Raw genomic sequence first — 20,652 nt, forward strand, 5'->3', positions numbered from 1 at the left:
TGACTAGACACACACCAATTAGTGTTTAAAATCGCGCCCATCAAACGTGGGCAGTTTTAGCTGTATTGTCTATATTTTTAGCTTAGTTATCGCAATATTTGGTCCAAAAAGATTTGAAAACTGCAACCTTTACAGAAAAACGCAAATTTATCGTTAAATTGGGTAAAATGCTTCACAAGTATGGCACCCCAGCCTACCGCCTAGAAGCCCACCTAATGGAAGTGGCTACTTACTTAGGACTTAAATCGTCATTTGTTATGTCGCCAACCTCTGTAACGTTTGTTATTTGGACCGATGGCCACGAAGATGAGTACACCCACGTTGCACGTGTAGACCCTGGCGATCACGATTTAGGCTCACTTGCCGACACCGACGACCTTGTAAACCAAATGCTTGACGACAAGCTAAGTTTACAAGAAGTTGATGCGCAGCTAGACGCAATTTTTGTGATGCCAAACCCATATAATAAATTAACAACGGGCGTTGCCTTTGCAACTTCTGGCGGTGCGTTTGCTATGCTAATGGGTACTAGCTGGACTGATGTTATTTGGTCATCGCTGCTTACTTTAGTCGTTTATGTGTTTGTGCTTTGGTCTGGTCGCTCAAAACGCGTAGCTCACATGCTTGAGCCATTAGTTGCCATAATATCAGCAGTACTTGCCTGTGCAGTAAGCGTGTATATAACGCCTGAAATAAATATACGCTTGGTAGTACTTTCGGCCATTATTGTATTTATACCCGGTTTAGCACTTGCGCTTGGTTTAGCAGAGCTTGCAGCACGGCATTTAGTGTCGGGCACAGCAAGGGTAATGGACTCGTTTATGCTGTTGTTTAAACTGTATTTTGGTGGTTTTATAGGTATAGGTATTGGCTTTGCACTCTTTGGGCAAGCCGACTTTGTACAACCTGAGCCATTACCAAAATGGACCGCATGGCTGGCTATATTTTTACTTTGTAGCAGCTTAATCGTGATTTTTAGAACCAAACTTAAGCATGCGGTTTGGTCTATTGCATCAGGCTTTATAGCGTATGGCACCAGTATTGGCTCGGCTATGTATCTTGACTACACGTTAGGTACGTTTGTGGGTGCTTTATCGGTGGGTATATTTAGTAACTTGTTTAACCGCGTTGCTAATGCGCCAGCTTCTATTGTGGCCATGCAAGGCTTAATTGTATTAGTACCAGGTAGCAAAACCTATATTGGCTTAAACTCACTCATTGAAGGCCAAGACTTTATATACGCAGAACACATAGGCCAACAAACGTTTTTAATATTTATGTCGCTTGTTGCAGGACTAATATTTGCAAACGTCGCCCTACCGCCTAAAAAGAGTTTGTAAGTGATACTGAGCGCTCGCTTTACTTTGATTGAGTAAAGCGAGTGAAACATTAAGCTCAATCAACTACCAAGTAGCAATACTGCCAATGCTAAGTGTTTTAGCTCATTACATTGCACTTGAGTGAGCTCAAAAGCATCGTAGTGATTCCAACACTATACTAAAAAACCTTACATTTTAATCATATCCTACTTCTAATTTACACTTCCCTATTGAGCCAAAATACTCAACAGGGAAGTAACTCAACTAACGTGACCAGTTAGTTTTGGCAAGCTCTACAATCTCATTACCTTTGCCATTTATCAGCGCTTTCATCATGTAAACACTAAAGCCTTTTGCTTGCTCTAATTTAATTTGCGGCGGCATTGAAAGCTCTTGTTTTGCGGTATCGACTTCTAAAACAACAGGTCCTGAGTGGTTCATCATCTCATTCATTGCCGATGGTAATTTTTCAGGGTCGTCCACATGAATCCCTTTTAAGCCACAGGCCTCTGCAATTTTAGCAAAGCTTGGGTTTTCTAAATCGGTATCGCTTGATAAAAACCCACTGGCTTTCATTTCCATAGCCACAAAACTAAGTGAGCGATTATTATAAACAACAATCTTTATTGGTAAATTAAGCTGTTTAAGCGAGATTAAGTCGCCCATTAACATCGAAAAGCCACCATCACCACACATTGCAATGACTTGGCGGTCTCTATCTACAGATTGAACCCCCATTGCCTGCGACATGGCATTTGCCATAGAACCATGATTAAACGATCCAATTAAGCGGCGCTTTCCATTCATTGACAAATAACGTGCAGCCCACACTGTTGGCGTACCTACATCACAAGTAAAAACAGCATCGTCAGCCGCTTGCTCGTTGAGTAAACGTGTTAGGTATTGCGGGTGAATTAAATTTTGCGAGGTTTTGCCAGTAGCTAGTTCATCGAGATCTTGTCGAGACTCTTTGTAGTTTTTAACACTTTTTTCTAAGTGCGAACTGCTCCGTTCACCTTTAATATAATCAAGCAGAGTGGTCACTGAATTTTTGGTATCCCCTAACACGCCACAGTCAATTTGCACGTGTCGCCCGAGTGACGCGGCCTGATTATCAATTTGCAATATGGTGATATTTTCGGGATAAAATGCACGATAAGGAAAACTAGTACCAATCATAAGTAATGTATCGGCTTCTTGCATTGCATGATAGCCCGACGCAAAGCCAATGAACCCGGTCATACCAACATCGTAAGGGTTATCGTACTCAATAAATTCTTTACCACGCATAGCATGCACTATCGGTGCTTGTAATTTTTCGGCTAGCGCAACAATTTCGTCGTGGGCATCCTTACAACCAGCGCCGCACAATAAGGTTACTTTTTTACTTTTATTAAGGTGAGTCGCCATTGCTTCAATATCAGATAAAGCGGGAGTATGCGTTGCTGGTTTTGGCACGTTCCATTTTGGCTTAATAGCTTTAGGCATATCTTTTAATGCAATGTCGCCAGGTAGCACAAGTACACTCACGCCTTTGTTTAATATTGCTTGTCGCATTGCGGTTTCTAGCAGGTATGGCATTTGCTCGGGGCTCGACACCATTTCACAATACACACTGCATTCTTTAAATAATTCTTGCGGATGGGTTTCTTGAAAATAACTACTGCCAATTTCAGATGAAGGAATATGTGCAGCAATTGCTAATACTGGTACATTATTACGCTGGCAATCAAATAGACCATTAATTAAATGAAGGTTACCTGGGCCGCAAGAACCCGCACATACCGCAAGCTCGCCTGATAAATGCGCTTCGCCACCGGCTGCAAATGCGGCAACTTCTTCATGTCGCGTTCCTAGCCATTCAATTGTTCCCATTTTTCGCAGACTTTCACTAATGCCGTTAAGTGAATCGCCAGTTACTCCCCAAATACGTTTTACGCCCGCTTGTTCGAGGGTTTTAGTGATAAAACTTGCGATATTTTGACTCATAATATAGAACTCCTAAATATTCAGTTATTCTGTAAATTGATTTCTCGTCTCTGATCTATCAGGTAAGTCATCGTTTCGAAATGCGCTCAATTATTGAGAATCGATAAGCTTAAATATTTTGATAATGATAGATATATTACTACTGAGACTTTACTAACAAACGATACTCCTAGGTTTGCTACGCCTCATACTGATACATAAAACATGAATGTCCGCTTTAAAGTGTTTATGAATATGCGGGTGCGAGATTTTTAGTGGCTTAACTATGAATATGTTATTATGCGCTCAATTATTTTACTGAATGCTTTTCTCATACTTCTATGTCAAATTCTGCTTCTTGCTTTACATTATTTTCTCAAAATATTGATGCTCTCGCGCTTCCTGAAAAGTTTACTTTCCCTTTTTATTACGAGCCGCAACCATTAGCTGTAGCAGCCACTAAACAATTACAGCAACAACTTGAAACGTTAGCGCATTTAAAAGCAGAAAATGCAGGTAAAATGTTTGGGGTTTTAGTGGTGCAAAATGCTAAGCAACAATTAGGCTTTTTAAGCGCTTATTCGGGGCAAATTGAAGGTGATAAAGGCAATATTAGCTTTGTGCCGCCTGTTTCTAGCATGCAGCTGCAAGACGATAGCTATTTGGCTCAAAGTAAAATAATTAACGATATTAATGCTCAAATTGAGCAATTAGAAAATAGCGAACAACTGCATGAAGTTAATAGCAAACTTGATGATGCAACACAGAGCTACCAGCAAGCGCTATTAGCTCAACAGGCAGTAATGCAAGCCGGTCGTCAGCAACGAAAAACACAACGTACCGAAGGTGAATTAGAGCTTAGCGAAAGTGATTTTGAGCAGTTAAAAAATAAGCTTGCAGGGCAAAGCATCGTAGAAAAAAAGCAACTGCTGGCACTTAAAGCCTATTGGCAAAATATAATCGAGTCACTGCAGCAAACACACATCAATATTTCTGATGAAATTGCTCATTTAAAAAAGCGCCGTAAAACGCTTTCTAAAAGCTTACAAAAAAAGTTATTTGCTCAGTACCAGTTTTTAAATGCAAATGGTGAAACTACAGACTTAAATGCCATATTCGCAGCATTACCTGAGCACACTCCTCCTTCGGGTGCTGGCGATTGTGCAGCGCCTAAATTATTACAATACGCCTATAAACATGACTTAAAGCCACTTGCTATGGCTGAGTTTTGGTGGGGAGCAGCACCTAAATCAGCAATTAGGCAGCATAAAAACTACTACCCTTCTTGTTACAGTAAATGCCAACCAATACTTGGGCACATGCTAAAGGGTTTAGATGTTGAAGATAACCCGCTACTTATTAACCCAGCTCAGGGTAAAGATTTAAGTATTGTTTATAAAGATGACGACTTACTTGTGGTAAATAAGCCCGCTGAGTTTTTATCTGTGCCTGGCGTAAATATTGAAGACTCAGTTTATATGCGAATCAAAACGCAGTTTCCAGAGGCGTCGGGCCCACTAATTGTGCACAGGTTAGATATGTCGACTTCTGGGTTATTGATGATTGCACTTAATAAACGCGTGCACAAAGCACTGCAAAAGCAGTTTATTGAACGCACCATAGATAAACGTTATGTAGCATTAGTTAATGGTAACGTAGCTGAGGATAGCGGAGTAATTGATTTGCCCTTAGTGCTCGACTTTGATGATAAACCGCGCCAAATGGTGTGTTACACACACGGTAAGCCATCACTTACTACCTGGCAGGTTTTAGAGCGTAACAACAATATTACCCGATTACAGTTATACCCTAAAACAGGGCGAACTCATCAATTAAGAGTGCATTGTGCGCACAGCTTAGGTTTAAACATGCCAATTATAGGCGACACACATTACGGGCAAAAAGCCGAACGATTACATTTACATGCAGAATACTTAGCATTTACTCACCCTATTACGCTTAAACGATTAGAGTTTGAAGTAGCCGCAGATTTTTAATAAAACACTTTGCTATAACAGCTATATTATTCAATGTGTTGGTTTTTATTAAATTTAATTGATATTGTTTGTGGTCTTTTTCTTCAATGATGAGTATAAAAAACTGTTCAAACCCAAGTTTATTAAGCACTGTGAATAAGTATTTCAATAATAAAAATAAATCAGCAAAGGATTAACATGGCTAACAATACACAAATAAAGATTTTAGGTAATACTTTATGGGCAAAGTATATTGTTCTCCTTTTATTTTTACTTTTTAGTAAACTTGCCTCTGCTAACGGCGTTTCATTAAATGCAACTTCACATGCGCTAGACTTTGAAACAACTCAAACTCTCATCAATAACATAAAACTAAATGAATTAGACTATCTTCAAAATGAAGACAAACTCACTCAAGCGTTTAAAATAAGCAAAGATCAAAATTGGGAAAAGCTTCATCTAGAAGCGGCCGCTTTGTATGCGGAGTTACTTTTTAGACAAGAAAAATACGCAGCATTAAATACTCACTTATCCTATTACTTAAAGAACAAAGAGTTACCAAACCAAAAAAGTGTGTATTTATTATTTCTCGAATCACAACTCAAGTCTCTAGCGAGGGATGCAAACCCAGCTCCAGCACACACGCTAGCCACAAAATTAGAAGAGAGCTTGCAACAGCATTCATCTAAAGAAAAAATTATTATTTTACGAGCACTTGCTTACTATTACACCGATACTGATGCATTGAAAAAGACCCTAAATGTTGCACTAGAAGGGCTAGAATTAGCATTAAAAGATGACGACTCAGCATCTCAGGGATACTTTTTTAGAAAAATAGCCGATGCATATAATTATCTAAACGAAAAAGACAAAGCCGTATATTATGCAAAAAAAGCGGTTGCGGCATATGAGCAAACACAAGATGGGCTTTTTACCTCAAAAGCATATTGGAGCTTAGGCAATGTATTGCTGGAGATTAAGAAACCTAAAGATGCCTTAATATACCTAGACAAAGCATTGCTCTATTTCAAAAAAGTTAATATGCAAAAAGGCTTAACCTTTGCTCAGTACTCAATTGCTAGCATTGAGTACTTACAAGCCAACTACGATAAAGCTTTAACTTTAACTAAAGAGAACATTGAGCTTGCTCGTTCTGCAGGTGTTTATGATATGCAACTCGCATCGCTCATTTTGTTAGCTGACATATATATAAAACTAGATTTACTTGATCAAGCAAATGAAGCAAACGATGAGGTGTTTTTAAAATTAGATAAATTCAGCCGCAGTATTTATAAAGCCGATTTTTTAAGTAAACGCTATGAGCTAAAACGACGCCTTAACCACACTGACGAGGCTTTTGAAGCAATTGAACAAAAGCTCCTTTATACAAAAAAACACTACGAAGCAACCAGTGAAAATAATATAAAAACACTACAGATACAGTTTGAAGTAAAAGAAAAAGAAGAAAAAATACAGCAACTAGAGTACGCAAAAGATATTAGTGAGCTACAAGCTAAAGAAGAATATCATCAAAAAATAATTTGGCGACTTAGCGCTGCTATTGCGTTTATTTTAGTGATTGCTTCGTTATTTTTATTTTATCGACAAGCTCGACAACGTCAAAAGTATCACGATATTTCATTAACAGATTACCTAACAAATTGCCCTAATCGCAGAGGAATAATGCGCGCAGCAGAAGCAAAACTTGGTGAAGGTAAAATGACTATAGCAATTGTTGACTTAGACTACTTTAAAAAAGTTAACGACCATTTTGGTCACGATGTTGGCGATTTAGTTCTTATTGCCTTTGCAAAAGCTGCAAGAGAAACACTCTGTGATGATCATCAGTTTGGCCGTTACGGCGGCGAAGAATGGTTATTTGCACTAAATACGGCTGATGAACGAATAATTCGCGATATATTTAACCGACTCGCCATTAGCTTCGCCGAGCATTGCAGTAATATAGAAGACTTTCCTACAGATATAAAAATCACTTTTAGTGCAGGAGCCTCTGTAAGTAGCCCTTTAAAAAGCACACTAGATATTCTTATTAAGCATGCAGATAAATTACTTTATAAAGCAAAAGAAAACGGAAGAAACCAAGTCGTAGTTGATTAAATAAACACAGCTAAAAGTATTGGCTCACTTACTTGACTAAAGTTCGTCTAAAACCATTTGTTTAATTTTATGTGCTTTTACAAAATGATCTAATTTATGGGTGTGTATCCACCAAGTAGCAGCTTCCATAAGTAGCTCTGGATCGTCGTTTTTATTGGCAAAAAATGCATAAAAAGAAAGCCCTACATTTTCGCCTTTAACTGCTATTTTTTTATCGCATACGGTAATTATTTTTGCTCTTAGTTCTTCCCTCATACATACCTTATTTAGTTATATTTTTACTGTATATGTACTATTGAAATACACCATTTAAAAAGCTAACGATTAGCTGCAAAAGGCTTCTATCAACCAAGCCATGATTCTCAAGCTCTTTATTAGGCGTATTTACTTTTGCAGCTTTGCATTCATTATCTAATGTTTCATTTTTACGTGTATCGGTTTCGTATGCAATATCTGCTTGTTCCATACATTTTGCCGAGCCTGCGTAAGGCTGCGCCGCACAAGCGCTTAGTAATAAAAAAAGTGGAATTGCTATCAATAATTGCTTCATAACTAATCCTATTTTTACGCAACTTATTTACTTTAAATTACAGTTGCAAGTTAGCCTATTTACTTTTCTACCACCATTACAAAAAATTCAAAAAAGAACGTACCGATGGCATCAAAAAAAGTGTTATTTTTTTCATCCTTTTTAATTTGTGCGCTAATGCATTGATTGTAAACCTGTGAGCTTGTTTGAGCGCCATTTCGATCAACCATTTCAGCCTCTTCAATGCATAAGTTAGGGTCAGAACGCGGGGCTGTACTACATGCACTCAGTAAAGCGCACAGCAATAATGCGGCGACGGGGCTTTTTATGTTCATCCTTAAACTATCCTATTAAGTTAACGTGCTACCTGCATTTATGTGTGAGAGTAATATATAGGTTGTACCCAAATAACACTGACACTTTATCACTGCAATAAAATAAACAACCAGTAAATATTTGTAAGGTTCTGTAGGAATTTATACTCACTTTTATAATTGAACTGCGCGAAAGCCTGAAATTATTGCATTCATATCACTGTAAAATTTACAGTGATCGCAGCCAAAGAATAAAAAATTAAATTAAATTTATTAAAATACAATAACTTAATATTTGGCATTTAGTTTGCTAGTTAATGATATAAGCAAATAAATTGTAAAAGGACTAGTTATGAATATTTTTGAGGCACTACGTCATGACCATGACAAACAACGAGAATTGGTAGATGCGCTTATTCAAACACACGGCGACACAGAGCAGCGCCACACGCTAATGGATGAGCTAAAAACAGAATTAGAAAATCACGCAAAATTTGAAGAACGTTACTTTTATAACCCACTTATGTTTGATGACTTAACTCATGAAAAAGCGCGCCACAGCGTAGCTGAACATCACGAAATTGATGAATTAATTGAACAACTTGAAGATACCGAAATGAGCTCGTCTGCATGGTTAGTTGCAGCTAAAAAGCTACACCATTTGGTACATCATCATTTAAGTGAAGAAGAACACGAAGTGTTTCAATTAGCGGGTAAAGCACTTACCGAAGGGCAAAAAGAGAGCCTTGCTGAGCAATACAACGACGCTATGCATTAGTTGTAAACACGCAAACCGACTTCCACACACTCCCTGTGTACTTATTGGTTATAAGCCTTATGGCTTATAACCAATTTTTTTGCATGTACTTTATTACTTTACAGTAAATTTCACGTCTTGGTCGCGTAATAAGTAAAGTGCAAAACACGCAGCCCACATTGGCCATGCAGTAAAGAATAATAAATTATTAAAGCCATCTATGTACTGGTTGTAAGAAGAAAGCGTAGATAAGCCATGCATTACAAAAATGATACCGTACGTTATACGCTTTTTAATACCTGCTAAAAATGCTAAAACAAGCACTAACTGCACCGCACCAATAATGTAAGCCACTATATCTGTAGAGCCACTAATACCGTAAAAATGTTCAAAAATACGTGCGCTATGCCCAGGATTAACAAACTTATCGAATGTCCACATAACCATTACAATAAACACGCCTAAACGCAAAGATAAAAGTGACCACTGCAAACGGTTTTGCACATCAGAATTCATTGAACCTGTCATAAAATTTCCTTAAATGAATATTAATAAACGTAGAAGTAACCTAGACCGTATAAGTTATTTTTTATTTCAAAAATTTTTAATTAAATTCATTAGTTAAGCCATGCAGTACTAAAAGTGAAGCTTATTTAAGTAATTTAAAAATGCTGCATAAAAGTTAACTCTTTTAAAATGTTAGCAGGTTGAAAGTAGTCTATAATTAAAAATTCTATTAAAAGCATATATTTACATTCAGTCTAGTACAATCGCTGTATTAATATTTTATCAACTAATAAAACAATACTACTTAATTACCATCTTTATAATGCATCTGTTTTGTTATGTTCTAAAAAACAAAAAGAATCAAAATTTTACTGAAAGTTATTTTTAATCCTTTCGGTCTTTATCGCCAACAACATTTTAACCGTAGAGAGAAAACGTTTGAAACACGCATATTTAGCACTTTCCCTAGCCACCATATTAAATACACCACTTAATGCTTTTGCAGCCGAAGAATCAAAAACAGCAAAAGAAGGCGCAATTGAGCGTATTGAGGTGGCAGGCCAAGTTATTAAATCTCAAGGTCTTTCGGTTAAAAATGCCACTGTAGACGGCCCTTTTGGCGACAACTTAGCTCTACGAGATATAGCCCGTTCAGTAACACCAATTTCAAGCGAGTTAATAGAACAACTCAATATTACGACTTTACAAGACGTACTTGCAGTCAGCCCTAATACCTATTCAGCCAGTGGTTTTGGGGCACCAAGTTTACCTACTATTCGTGGGCAACTAGGTGAGCTTTTCCAAGATGGTACACGCCGCCAAGCAGGTAATAATGGCTTTGGTGTGCCGTTATCGTTCAACTCTATAGAACAAATAGATGTAGTAAAAGGCGCGCCACCGGTATTATTTGGTTCAAGCCAACGCAACGGTGGTTTTGTAAACTTACATTCTAAAAAAGCATCAACTGACGACAGTAAAGGCAAAGCAACGGTATCTGCAGGACGATGGGATCAGTACAGTGTTTTAGTTGATTACAGTGCACCTATAGTAAAAGACAAAGTAGGTTTTAGAGTAAGCGCTGAACACATTGATAACGGCAGTTACTACGACTTTTCGGGCACGAAAAGCGACAGCCTATTTGCAGCACTTAGGGTGTTACCTGATGACAAGAGCAGCTGGGATATTAACTTTGAGTTATACCAAGTTGAATTTACCGATAACGCAGGTATTAACCGCCCTACTCAAGCGCTAATAGATAATGGTCTTTATATTACCGGCCAAGGCGTGCAAGTAAATGGCAGTACAGTTCCAGCGGCAGGTTCTATTGTTTCACCTACTGGGCAAGTAAAAATAGACCGTAGTACAGTACTTACCGACCCTGACAATCAAAACGAAGCCACTACTTATTTACTACACAGTATTTATAAGCGTGAACTTTCTAGCAATGCATCAATAAAAAACATTACGTATTTTCAGCACTTACAACGCGAAGAAATTGCACAAAATAGCTTTGTTGAAATTATAGATGGTGCCGATACCGCGCAGAACCGTACCGAACTGACTTACCAATGGAGCAACGAACAGCAAACAATTTTTGCTTTTGATGTGCGTTACAACCGCGTGCTAGGCTACAGCCAATTTACAACAGAAGCCGACCTACCTATTGATTTAACTGGCCCAATTTCAAATCGCCGCATTCCTTTAACTGATACACAACAAGCGCGTTTAATTGAAATTAGTCCAGGTGTATTTGTATCCCCTGGTGGTCAGTACGATATTAATAACGATGGCAGCGGCGACTTTAACTTATCAGACACTACCGATTCGCGCTCATGGCAAACGGGTTTTGCTATTCAGCAAGATTCAGATTGGACAGATAAGTTTCATACAAGTGTTGGCTACCGCATTGATTTTTATGACGTAGACGCGCACGACCCAATAGCACCAGAGGGTGAAATTGCAGCGAGCGATAGCATTAACGATAAGCTACATTCGGGGCAAATAAGCTTTAATTACCGATTAAACGGTGATTACACCACTTATGGTGCAGCAAGTTACAACGAAGCCACATCAAATAGCATGGCTGGCGGCACGTCTCTTGGTGGTGGCAACTCGATTAGCGCACAAAACTTTTCAACCGAAAATACCTTAGTTGAATTTGGTTTGAAATACGCACCAACCGACAGTGATTGGTACGCCGATGGTGCAGTGTTTAGCCAACGTCGTAGTTTACGTAATCGCGATGGTAGTAATACCGGCATTCGTACTACCGGCTTTGAAAGCCAAGTATTTTATGATGCTTACCCTTATTGGTTAAGTGCCGGCTACAGCTATATTGATGCTCGCTACGATAATTCTGCAAGTAGCCAAGACTCAGCACAAGTCGCTGATGCATTTGACAACTCACGTCCAGATATTATTGCAGGTACCAGTGTTGGCGCACCTAGCTTTACCGCGTTTGCACCTTCAAACCGCCAAGTTCAGGGCATCCCTGAGCAATCTTTCAGCTTTAACGGAAATTATTCAATTAATTCGAAATGGCAAACGGGTTTTTCAGGTCTATATACAAAGAGTTACCCATTAGACTTTTTGGCGACAGTAAAAATTCGTGATCAGTACACCCTAAACGTAAATACTAGCTATGCTTTTACGCCTAATACCAAGTTACGATTAGATGTGAACAACGTGACGAATCAAAAAAACTGGCGCCCAGTATTTGAAGGCGGTTACTTTGGTGCAACTTTAGCTTTTCCTGAGTTGCCAATTAACGCCAAGTTAACCCTTACGCATAGTTTTTAAGAGAGAGAACATGATTAAAAAAATATTTCTATTATTGATTGCAGCGGCCGCCGTCGGCCTGTTCTTTCATTTTGACTTACACCAACTACTTACGCTTGATGGCTTAAAAGGATCGATGGATCAGTTTAACCAATACAAAGAGCAGTCACCGTTACTCGTTATTGGTGGGTTCTTTTTACTATACGTAGTAGTAACTGCTCTCTCTTTACCAGGCGCCGCTATTTTAACACTTGCCGCAGGTGCATTGTTTGGCTTAGTTGAAGGCTTATTGGTTGCATCTTTTGCCTCAACTATTGGCGCAACACTTGCCTTTTTAGTATCGCGTTACTTACTACGTGACACTATTAAACAACGTTTTCCTGAGCGATTAGCCGCCATTGATGCAGGCGTTGAAAGAGAAGGTGGATTTTACTTATTTACGCTTAGATTAGTGCCGGTGTTTCCGTTCTTTTTAATCAACTTACTAATGGGTGTTACTTCAATAAAGTCTTGGACTTACTACTGGGTAAGCCAAGCAGGTATGCTCGCCGGTACATTTGTATTTGTTAACGCAGGTACGCAACTGGCGCAAATAGAGAGCTTATCTGGAATTTTATCATTCAACTTAATCTTATCATTCGCTTTATTGGGCATTTTCCCATTCATTGCTAAAGGAATCTTAAACGTGTTTAAAAAACGTCGCGTATACAAAAACTACACTAAGCCTAAAAAATTCGATCGTAACATGATTGTTATTGGTGCAGGCGCAGGTGGTTTGGTAACAAGTTATATTGCTGCTGCTGTTAAAGCAAAAGTAACCCTTATTGAAGCGGGCGAAATGGGCGGCGACTGTTTAAACTACGGTTGTGTTCCAAGTAAAGCAGTTATTAAAAGCGCTAAAATTGCAGAGCAAATTCGCCACGGTGAAAACTACGGTCTAGAAAACGCAACACCGCAGTTTTCGTTCAAAAAAGTAATGGCACGTGTACACAAAGTAATTGCCGATGTAGCACCACACGACAGTGTTGAGCGCTACACCGACTTAGGCGTAGATGTTGTAAAAGGTTACGGTAAATTAATCGACCCGTGGACTGTAGAAATTAAACTTAACGACGGTGGCACGCAAACACTCACCGCTCGTACTATTGTAATTGCAACTGGTGCACGCCCATTTGTACCGCCACTACCTGGCATTGAAGAAACAGGCTATGTAACAAGCGATACATTGTGGAATAAATTTGCAGAGCTGGATGAGGCACCTAAAAAATTGGTAGTACTAGGTGGCGGTCCAATTGGTAGCGAATTAGCACAAAGCTTTGCTCGTTTAGGTTCAAGTGTTACGCAAATTGAAATGAGCGAACGCATCATGATCAAAGAAGACCTTGAAGTGTCTACTTTTGCTCACGAAGCGTTAACCGAAAGTGGCGTTAATATTTTAACATCGCACCAAGCACTTCGCTGTGAAACGCGCGATGGTAAAAAATATATTGTTGTTAAGCATGACGACAAAGAAATAGATATTGAATATGACGAGCTATTATGTGCCGTTGGTAGAAGTGCGCGTCTTAAAGGTTATGGCCTTGAAGAGCTGGGCATAGAAACAAACCGTACTGTTGTAACTAACGAATACTTGGAAACGCTATACCCAAATATTTTTGCAGCAGGCGATATTGTAGGTCCATACCAGTTTACACATGTGGCAGCCCACCAGGGTTGGTATGCAGCGGTAAATGGCTTATTTGGTAACCTTAAAAAGTTTAAAGTAGATTACCGTGTTATTCCGTGGACTACGTTTATTGACCCAGAAGTTGCACGTGTTGGCTTAAACGAGCAAGACGCAAAAGACAAAGGCATAGATTACGAAATTACTCGCTTTGAATTTGAAGAGCTAGACCGCGCAATTACCGACAGCGCTACAAAAGGCTTTATTAAAGTGATTACACCCAAAGGCAAAGACAAAATACTCGGTGTTACCGTGGTGTCTGAACACGCTGGCGATTTGATTGCTGAGTTTGTACTGGCAATGAAACACGGCTTAGGCCTTAATAAAATACTCGGTACTATACACAGCTACCCTACTTGGGCTGAAGGTAATAAGTACGCAGCAGGCGAGTGGAAACGCGCTCATGCACCTGAAAAAGTGCTTAACTTGCTTGAAAAATACCATACTTGGCGTCGAGGTTAATTATGTTTAAAACACCTCTAAAAGCATTACTACTTGGTTCGGCTTTAGTTGTAACATCGTTTACAACGTCATTTTCGGCCCAAGCCCAAAACATGCACGATAGCTGGAATGCATTGTTAAATAAGCATGTTGTCGCTATTAACCATAATCACAGTACTGAGGTTGATTACGCTGCCATAAAACGTGAGCATGCACAGCTAAAAACGTATTTAGATTCGTTAACGGCTGTAACGCAAAGCGAATTTGACGCATGGGAAAAGCCTAAGCAACTCGCTTTTTTAATCAATGCTTATAATGCGTGGACTGTTGAACTTATATTGACAAAGTACCCAGATCTTAAATCAATTAAAGACTTAGGGAGCTTTTTTAGCTCACCATGGAGTAAAGAGTTTGTGCCATTACTTGGCAAAACTCGCAGCCTTGATGATATTGAGCATGGTTTAATACGTGGCAGCGGTAAATACAACGACCCTCGCATTCACTTTGCGGTAAATTGCGCGAGTATTGGTTGTCCAGCGCTTCGAGAAGAAGCGTATACAGCCACTGATTTAGAAAGCCAATTGCAAGAGCAAACGGTGCGCTTTTTATCAGATATGACACGTAATATGGCTCAAGAAAATACGCTAAGCGTGTCTTCAATATTTAAGTGGTACGGCGATGACTTTGAAAAAGGCTTTAGAGGTGCAAACACGCTACAGCAGTTTTTCTTGCAGTATCCTGATGCCCTTAAACTGATACCCGCTCAGCAAAAAGCACTTAAGAATGATGACATGAAAGTTAAATTTTTAGACTACAACTGGGATTTAAATGTTCGCCATTAAGTTTTGGCAAACACTGACGCGATACAGCTTTTGCTGTGTCGCGTTTTGCGTTTGTGCAATCGTAAATTTAGCTGTTTTTTCGAGCACTGCGTTTGCTAATCCCGTTATTAACTCAAATAGTAAAAGTAATTTAGTAATTAACACACAACAGGGATCTCGCTGGCAACAAGTTCAAACACTTGGTCGCAATCAAGATGTATACTTTTATGCATGGGGCGGCGACGCGCAAATAAATGCCTATATTCAATGGGCAGCGCAGCAAGTTAAAACTAAGTACAACATTAACCTAGTGCATGTAAAATTAAGCGATACCAGTGAAGCAGTAAGCCGTGTACTTGCCGAAAAATCAGCAAACAATAACAACCAAGGCAGCGTAGATTTAATGTGGATCAACGGGGCTAACTTTGCCACCATGCGTGAGCACTCTCTGCTTTTAAAAGAATGGGCTAATAAACTCCCCTACTTTGCATTAACCGATCCGGCTAACAACCCTGCTGTAACCTTTGACTTTGGTTTACCTACCAATGGTATGGAGGCTCCATGGGGGCAAGCGTCACTTACATTTTATTACGACAGCATTGCAATAAATGGTAAGGCAAACAATAAATTGCCGACGACATTAAACGAATTATTAAACTGGAGCGCGCAAAACCCTGGTCGCTTTAGCTACCCAAAGCCGCCTGACTTTTTAGGTATGAGCTTTTTAAAATACGCCTTAGTTGTACTGCACCAGCAAAGCAGCGAAAACATTAAAGCGCAGCTAAACCAACCAGCTACAACTAAAAATACAGCGCAAGTGTTAAACCCACTGTGGGACTTTTTAGATAAATTACACCCAACTCTTTGGCGTGGTGGCACTCATTTTATGCAAAGTGGTGCTCAAATGCGCCGCTTAGTAGACGATACAGAGTTGAGTTTAGCCTTTACTTTTTCTGCACCAGAAGTACCGGCTGCTGTAAAACGCTATGATCTACCAAACAGCATTCGCAGCTATGCAATGAGTGATGGCAGTTTAAGTAATACCCATTTTGTGGCAATCCCTTACAATGCAAGCCACCAGCAAAGTGCGCAATTAGTGGCTAATTTTTTAATGAGCCCTGAGGCGCAAGCTGAAAAACAAAAAGCGCATATATGGGGCGATAAAAGCGTACTTATTCAATCAACATTAACGCCTGATCAGCAAGCCTTATTTAAAACAGCTAAACCGCATCCAAGTGCACTGCCTTTAAACAGTATTAAACGCACATTGAGCGAACCTCATCCAAGCTGGGTAAACGCCATTATGCAAGGTTGGCAAACCCGTTATGGAGTAAGCCAATGAGCGTCATTTCAAAAAGTGTACCAGTAAATACCAAAGCAACAACGCAGTGCAGCACCGATATGTTTACGCGCATTGTAAAATTTAGCCCGCGATTTTTACTCGCTTTACTTATATTACCCGTACTTGGTGGCTTAATTAGCGTATTGCTGCCAGCCTTTGGTTATGCGCCCGTACTTGAGCAAACAACGTTTAGCTTGCAAGGTTTTAATGCCCTTTGGCAAACACCTGGCCTTACCCAAATGGTTACCTTAAGCGTTGCAACGGGCTTAATAAGTACTTTGCTTGCATTTATCATTACCTTAATGATTTTAGCTGCGTTTTTTAACAGCCCGTGGCTTAACCGAATTCAGCGTTTATTGAGCCCTATATTAGTTATACCTCATGCCGCCGCCGCTATTGCGGTGGGGTTTTTAATTGCCCCTTCAGGTATGATTTCACGCTTAGCGTCGCCTTGGTTAAGCGGCTGGGAACTTGCGCCAAACGGCATGTTTCCGCATGATTCGTTCGGTATTAGTATTATTTTAGGCTTAACACTCAAAGAGCTTCCCTTTTTATTATTAATGGCACTGGGCGTACTTGCTCAACCTGAGCTTGGCAAAAAATTACGCCAACAACATAAGGTTGCGCTTAACTTGGGTTATTGCCCAATGACGGCCTTTTTTAAAGTAATACTGCCAAGTCTTTATCCGCTGCTGCGTTTACCCCTTTTAGCCGTGCTTGCCTATGCAAGTGCCAGTGTAGAAATGCCACTCATTTTAGGCCCAAATACACCACCCACGTTGGCCGTTGCAATAATGCATTGGTTTAACGATGTTGATTTAAACCTGCGTATTAAAGCCTCAGCAGGTGCTTTATTACAACTGGCTGTTACAGGCGGGTTGTTAGCCCTTTGGCTTGCCGGAGAAAAAGCCATAAAAGTATTATTTAGCGACTCGCTCACTAATGGGGTGCGTGAATACGGCGGATTTTATTGGCAAAAAATAACGGTCGTACTCACCGCATTAGTAATTAGCTTTATACTATTGTCGCTTATTGGTTTAGTTATGTGGTCGGTTGCAGGTTTTTGGCGCTTTCCAGAGGCAATGCCTGAACAATTTACACTACTGCATTTTAAAAGTGCGCTAATGCAAATGGGCAGCCCGCTTTTTAATACGCTAGCAATCGGTTTAGTAACCACGCTATTTGCCATTATTCTTACTTTATTGTGTTTAGAATCAGAGCAGTTGAGTGATAAACCTATTTCTCGTTTTACCAGTTTAATTATTTACTTACCGTTATTAGTGCCCAGTATTGCCTTTTTATTTGGGCTAGTATGGATACAACAATTGGTAAATAACCAAGCCGCATTTTTTAATGTAGTACTTACGCATTTATTATTTGTGCTGCCTTATGTGTTTTTGTCACTTGCGAGCAGCTATAGACGTTTAGACCCTCGTTTCGCTCATGTTGCAGCAAGCTTAGGCGCAGCGCCATGTAAGGTGTTTTTTAAAGTAAAACTACCTCAGTTGTTTGCCCCTATTTTAATTGCAGCCGCACTGGGCTTAGCTATTAGTTTTGGACAATACCTCCCCACGCTTTTAGCTGGCGGCGGGCGCATAGCCACAATAACAACCGAAGCCGTTACGCTTGCCAATGGCGCAAGCAGACGCACCAGTGCCGTGTACGCTATTATGCAAATGGTGTTACCGCTTATTGGATTTATACTGGCATGGGGTTTACCTAAATATTTTTTCAAAAGTGCACGTGTTTAAACGTGCACATATGTAAAGCACCCATGTTTAACACTATCAGGGTTAAGGTTTTTTAATGCAGTCATCGTTACAGATTAAAAATTGTCAGCTTTATCGCCAAAATGAACTGTTACTTAGCTTAAACGAGCAAGTTAATGGCGGTGAAATTCTGACTATTATGGGCCCATCAGGCAGTGGTAAATCAAGCTTATTAAATTGGCTTACGGGTACTTTACCAAGTAGCTTTAAGGCTAATGGTGAGGTGTGGCTTAATGGTCAAAATATCGATAACACCCCTCCACACTTACGCCATATTGGAGTGCTTTATCAAGACGCTTTATTGTTTTCGCATTTAACTGTTGCTGGTAACATTGCCTTTGCAATGCCCAAAGGTAATAAAAAACAACGCCTTGAAAAAATAGAACACGCACTTGAAAAAGTCGGTCTTAAAGACATGGGTAATCGTCACCCCGATAACCTCTCAGGTGGGCAACAAGCCCGTGTTGCATTATTACGTATGCTGCTGAGCGAACCTAAAGCCATTTTACTTGACGAACCCTTTAGCAAACTCGACACCCAACTGCGTGTTGATACACGCGAACTCGTGTTTAGCCAAATACGCGATCATAAGCTACCTGCAATTATGGTTACTCATGATCATAGCGATGCCGACGCTGCAAATGGCAAACTCATTACTTTAAGTAGCGCACTTTAATACATGACTTTAATGAATAGTTTTAAACGCATAAGGCAACAAACATGCTAGACAAATTTATCACCCCTGTAATTAAGCCACTGTTAACACCTGTGGTTATGCTTATGCATAAACGCGGCATAACCGCCGATCAGCTAACCGTGGTTGGCTTTTTAGTTGGCTTATTAGCAGTGCCATTACTGGCGTTTGAAATGTGGTACGGCGCATTAGTTGCCATTGCTTTAAATCGAATTTTAGATGGACTTGATGGCGCATTAGCACGCTATGCAAACCAAAGTTCAAGCGCTGGTGGCTTTTTAGATATCACACTCGACTTTTTATTTTACGCGGCTATTCCGCTTGGCTTTATTTTGGCAAACCCTGAACAAAACGCGATAGCGGGATCGTTATTACTTGCTACTTTTATTGGTACGGGTTCAAGCTTTTTAGCTTTTGCGATTGCCGCCGAAAAATTTAAACTCGAAAAACCGCAATTTAAATATAAAAGCTTTTACTACTTAAACGGCTTAACCGAAGGCACTGAAACAATAGCGCTATTTATTGCATTTTGTATTTGGCCGCAGCACTTTGCGGTTATGGCGAGCATTTTTGCTATTGCGTGTGGCATAACTATTTTTACCCGTATACATGGCGGTTATCACACACTTAAGCAACAAGAAGCCGATGCTAACAAAGCAGCTGAAAACGTGCCTAGCAGTTCAAATTCTGAGGTAATAGATGACTAATGAAGTATGGTGGCGCTTAGGCTTCTTTTTTAGCATTTTAGTTATAATGATGCTGCTTGAAGCGCAAAAACCAGCGCGCAAATCACCAATAAAAAGCAGTACACGTTGGTTTGCTAACTTTGGGTTAGTGTTTGCTTCATCAGTTGTTGCGCGCTTAGTGGTTCCCATTGGGCTAACCGCCGTAGCACTTTACAATCAAGAGCACGGCATAGGCTTATTTAATCAAATAGCTCTACCAAGCAGTTTAATTATTATATTGAGCATACTTTTACTCGATATATTAATTTATTGGCAACATAGGTTATTCCATAACGTGCCTATTTTATGGCGCTTACACCGTGTACATCACGCCGATGCACACGTAGATACCAGTACAGGGCTGCGCTTTCACCCTATTGAAATTGTACTGAGCATACTTATAAAATTCATTGCAGTAACTGCCCTTGGCGTACCTGCCATTGCAGTACTTATTTTTGAAATAACACTTAATGGTTTAGCACTATTTAATCATGCAAATATACGCCTACCTAATGCCATTGAAAAGCCGCTGCGTTTAATACTAATGACGCAAATATTGCATCGAATTCACCATAGCCAAGTGGTTAGCGAAACTAACTCAAACTATGGTTTTAGTGTAATTTGGTGGGATAAATTATTTGGTAGTTACAAAGGTAAAGCTAAAAAAACCGACGCAGATATAAATATTGGCTTAAAAGAATACCCAAGCCAAAACCAAAATGCGTCCCTTTTGGGGTTACTTACAATGCCTTTTAAAAACAAGTAAAAACAAGCATATTTTATCTCATACAATACCAATCCACTTAAAATTGCTTTTATGTAGATTGGTATAAACAAAATACTCCTTAAATACTATAAATATACCTGTAAC

17 protein-coding genes are annotated in these 20,652 nt (G+C 39.6%); 12 read left to right on the plus strand and 5 right to left on the minus strand.

All coding sequences use genetic code 11. The annotated features are described in order from the left end of the window. Positions 1-113 precede the first annotated feature (113 nt). Positions 114-1,340, plus strand: a complete 1,227-nt coding sequence (locus BW142_RS05890) for a threonine/serine exporter family protein (RefSeq protein ID WP_076924234.1) — start codon at positions 114-116, stop codon at positions 1,338-1,340. 243 nt (positions 1,341-1,583) lie between these two features. On the opposite strand, the gene poxB is transcribed toward BW142_RS05890, so the two are convergent. Further along, positions 1,584-3,308 carry a ubiquinone-dependent pyruvate dehydrogenase gene (gene poxB, locus BW142_RS05895; RefSeq protein ID WP_076924235.1) on the minus strand — a complete coding sequence of 575 codons (1,725 nt, stop codon included), beginning with the start codon at positions 3,306-3,308 and terminating at the stop codon, positions 1,584-1,586. Between the two features lie 320 nt (positions 3,309-3,628). On the opposite strand from poxB, the gene BW142_RS05900 reads away from it, so the two are divergent. Both BW142_RS05900 and BW142_RS05905 read left to right on the plus strand, forming a co-directional pair. Continuing rightward, positions 3,629-5,284, plus strand: a complete 1,656-nt coding sequence (locus BW142_RS05900; RefSeq protein WP_076924236.1) for an RluA family pseudouridine synthase — start codon at positions 3,629-3,631, stop codon at positions 5,282-5,284. Between the two features lie 177 nt (positions 5,285-5,461). Continuing rightward, the gene (locus tag BW142_RS05905; protein ID WP_076924237.1) at positions 5,462-7,381 is read left to right on the plus strand and encodes a GGDEF domain-containing protein; all 1,920 of its coding nucleotides are present in this window, start codon (positions 5,462-5,464) and stop codon (positions 7,379-7,381) included. Between the two features lie 36 nt (positions 7,382-7,417). On the opposite strand, the gene BW142_RS05910 is transcribed toward BW142_RS05905, so the two are convergent. The 3 genes from BW142_RS05910 to BW142_RS05920 are packed head-to-tail and all read right to left on the minus strand — an operon-like array spanning position 7,418 to position 8,245. After that, positions 7,418-7,636: a DUF6500 family protein gene (locus tag BW142_RS05910; RefSeq protein ID WP_024600489.1), complete on the minus strand. Its 219-nt coding sequence runs from the start codon at positions 7,634-7,636 to the stop codon at positions 7,418-7,420. A 37-nt stretch (positions 7,637-7,673) separates the two neighbouring features. After that, entirely contained in the window at positions 7,674-7,931 is a 258-nt protein-coding gene (locus BW142_RS05915) for a hypothetical protein (protein WP_076924238.1), read from the minus strand. A gap of 59 nt (positions 7,932-7,990) precedes the next feature. Further along, positions 7,991-8,245, minus strand: a complete 255-nt coding sequence (locus BW142_RS05920) for a hypothetical protein (RefSeq protein ID WP_076924239.1) — start codon at positions 8,243-8,245, stop codon at positions 7,991-7,993. 331 nt (positions 8,246-8,576) lie between these two features. Between BW142_RS05920 and BW142_RS05925 the strand changes: the two genes are divergently transcribed. Beyond that, on the plus strand, positions 8,577-9,002 hold the full coding sequence (locus tag BW142_RS05925) for a hemerythrin domain-containing protein (RefSeq protein WP_008134499.1): 426 nt from the start codon (positions 8,577-8,579) through the stop codon (positions 9,000-9,002). 93 nt (positions 9,003-9,095) lie between these two features. Here BW142_RS05925 and BW142_RS05930 read toward each other — a convergent pair whose 3' ends face one another. Continuing rightward, complete coding sequence (locus BW142_RS05930; protein WP_002960120.1) at positions 9,096-9,509, minus strand: hypothetical protein; 414 nt, start codon at positions 9,507-9,509, stop codon at positions 9,096-9,098. Between the two features lie 417 nt (positions 9,510-9,926). Here BW142_RS05930 and BW142_RS05935 point away from each other — a divergent pair, with 417 nt between their 5' ends. The 8 genes from BW142_RS05935 to BW142_RS05970 are packed head-to-tail and all read left to right on the plus strand — an operon-like array spanning position 9,927 to position 20,547. After that, positions 9,927-12,287 (plus strand): TonB-dependent receptor, encoded by a 2,361-nt coding sequence (locus BW142_RS05935; RefSeq protein WP_076924240.1) that lies wholly within the window; start codon positions 9,927-9,929, stop codon positions 12,285-12,287. A 10-nt stretch (positions 12,288-12,297) separates the two neighbouring features. Then, positions 12,298-14,451 carry a bifunctional TVP38/TMEM64 family protein/FAD-dependent oxidoreductase gene (locus BW142_RS05940; protein WP_076924241.1) on the plus strand — a complete coding sequence of 718 codons (2,154 nt, stop codon included), beginning with the start codon at positions 12,298-12,300 and terminating at the stop codon, positions 14,449-14,451. A 2-nt stretch (positions 14,452-14,453) separates the two neighbouring features. Then, positions 14,454-15,272, plus strand: a complete 819-nt coding sequence (locus BW142_RS05945; RefSeq protein WP_076924242.1) for a DUF547 domain-containing protein — start codon at positions 14,454-14,456, stop codon at positions 15,270-15,272. Then, on the plus strand, positions 15,259-16,593 hold the full coding sequence (locus BW142_RS05950; RefSeq protein WP_076924243.1) for an ABC transporter substrate-binding protein: 1,335 nt from the start codon (positions 15,259-15,261) through the stop codon (positions 16,591-16,593). The genes BW142_RS05945 and BW142_RS05950 overlap by 14 nt, the downstream gene beginning before the upstream one ends. Then, positions 16,590-18,344: an ABC transporter permease subunit gene (locus BW142_RS05955; RefSeq protein ID WP_076924244.1), complete on the plus strand. Its 1,755-nt coding sequence runs from the start codon at positions 16,590-16,592 to the stop codon at positions 18,342-18,344. Before BW142_RS05950 ends, BW142_RS05955 begins: the two co-directional genes overlap by 4 nt. A 55-nt stretch (positions 18,345-18,399) precedes the next feature. Further along, a complete protein-coding gene (locus BW142_RS05960) occupies positions 18,400-19,038 on the plus strand; it encodes an ATP-binding cassette domain-containing protein (RefSeq protein WP_076924245.1) in 639 nt (212 codons plus the stop codon). 44 nt (positions 19,039-19,082) lie between these two features. Further along, positions 19,083-19,763: a CDP-alcohol phosphatidyltransferase family protein gene (locus BW142_RS05965; RefSeq protein ID WP_076924246.1), complete on the plus strand. Its 681-nt coding sequence runs from the start codon at positions 19,083-19,085 to the stop codon at positions 19,761-19,763. After that, a complete protein-coding gene (locus BW142_RS05970; RefSeq protein ID WP_076924247.1) occupies positions 19,756-20,547 on the plus strand; it encodes a sterol desaturase family protein in 792 nt (263 codons plus the stop codon). The genes BW142_RS05965 and BW142_RS05970 overlap by 8 nt, the downstream gene beginning before the upstream one ends. The last annotated feature ends 105 nt before the right edge of the window (positions 20,548-20,652 follow it).

Source organism: Pseudoalteromonas sp. EB27 (genome assembly GCF_001974875.1).
GTDB lineage: Bacteria > Pseudomonadota > Gammaproteobacteria > Enterobacterales > Alteromonadaceae > Pseudoalteromonas.

Coding starts and splice junctions, on each gene's coding strand:
- poxB (WP_076924235.1), bottom strand. CDS start 3,308: ATGAGTCAAAATATCGCAAGTTTTATCACTAAAACCCTCGAACAAGCG.
- BW142_RS05925 (WP_008134499.1), top strand. CDS start 8,577: ATGAATATTTTTGAGGCACTACGTCATGACCATGACAAACAACGAGAA.
- BW142_RS05905 (WP_076924237.1), top strand. CDS start 5,462: ATGGCTAACAATACACAAATAAAGATTTTAGGTAATACTTTATGGGCA.
- BW142_RS05945 (WP_076924242.1), top strand. CDS start 14,454: ATGTTTAAAACACCTCTAAAAGCATTACTACTTGGTTCGGCTTTAGTT.
- BW142_RS05900 (WP_076924236.1), top strand. CDS start 3,629: ATGTCAAATTCTGCTTCTTGCTTTACATTATTTTCTCAAAATATTGAT.
- BW142_RS05950 (WP_076924243.1), top strand. CDS start 15,259: ATGTTCGCCATTAAGTTTTGGCAAACACTGACGCGATACAGCTTTTGC.
- BW142_RS05960 (WP_076924245.1), top strand. CDS start 18,400: ATGCAGTCATCGTTACAGATTAAAAATTGTCAGCTTTATCGCCAAAAT.
- BW142_RS05965 (WP_076924246.1), top strand. CDS start 19,083: ATGCTAGACAAATTTATCACCCCTGTAATTAAGCCACTGTTAACACCT.
- BW142_RS05955 (WP_076924244.1), top strand. CDS start 16,590: ATGAGCGTCATTTCAAAAAGTGTACCAGTAAATACCAAAGCAACAACG.
- BW142_RS05920 (WP_076924239.1), bottom strand. CDS start 8,245: ATGAACATAAAAAGCCCCGTCGCCGCATTATTGCTGTGCGCTTTACTG.
- BW142_RS05915 (WP_076924238.1), bottom strand. CDS start 7,931: ATGAAGCAATTATTGATAGCAATTCCACTTTTTTTATTACTAAGCGCT.
- BW142_RS05970 (WP_076924247.1), top strand. CDS start 19,756: ATGACTAATGAAGTATGGTGGCGCTTAGGCTTCTTTTTTAGCATTTTA.
- BW142_RS05930 (WP_002960120.1), bottom strand. CDS start 9,509: ATGACAGGTTCAATGAATTCTGATGTGCAAAACCGTTTGCAGTGGTCA.
- BW142_RS05940 (WP_076924241.1), top strand. CDS start 12,298: ATGATTAAAAAAATATTTCTATTATTGATTGCAGCGGCCGCCGTCGGC.
- BW142_RS05910 (WP_024600489.1), bottom strand. CDS start 7,636: ATGAGGGAAGAACTAAGAGCAAAAATAATTACCGTATGCGATAAAAAA.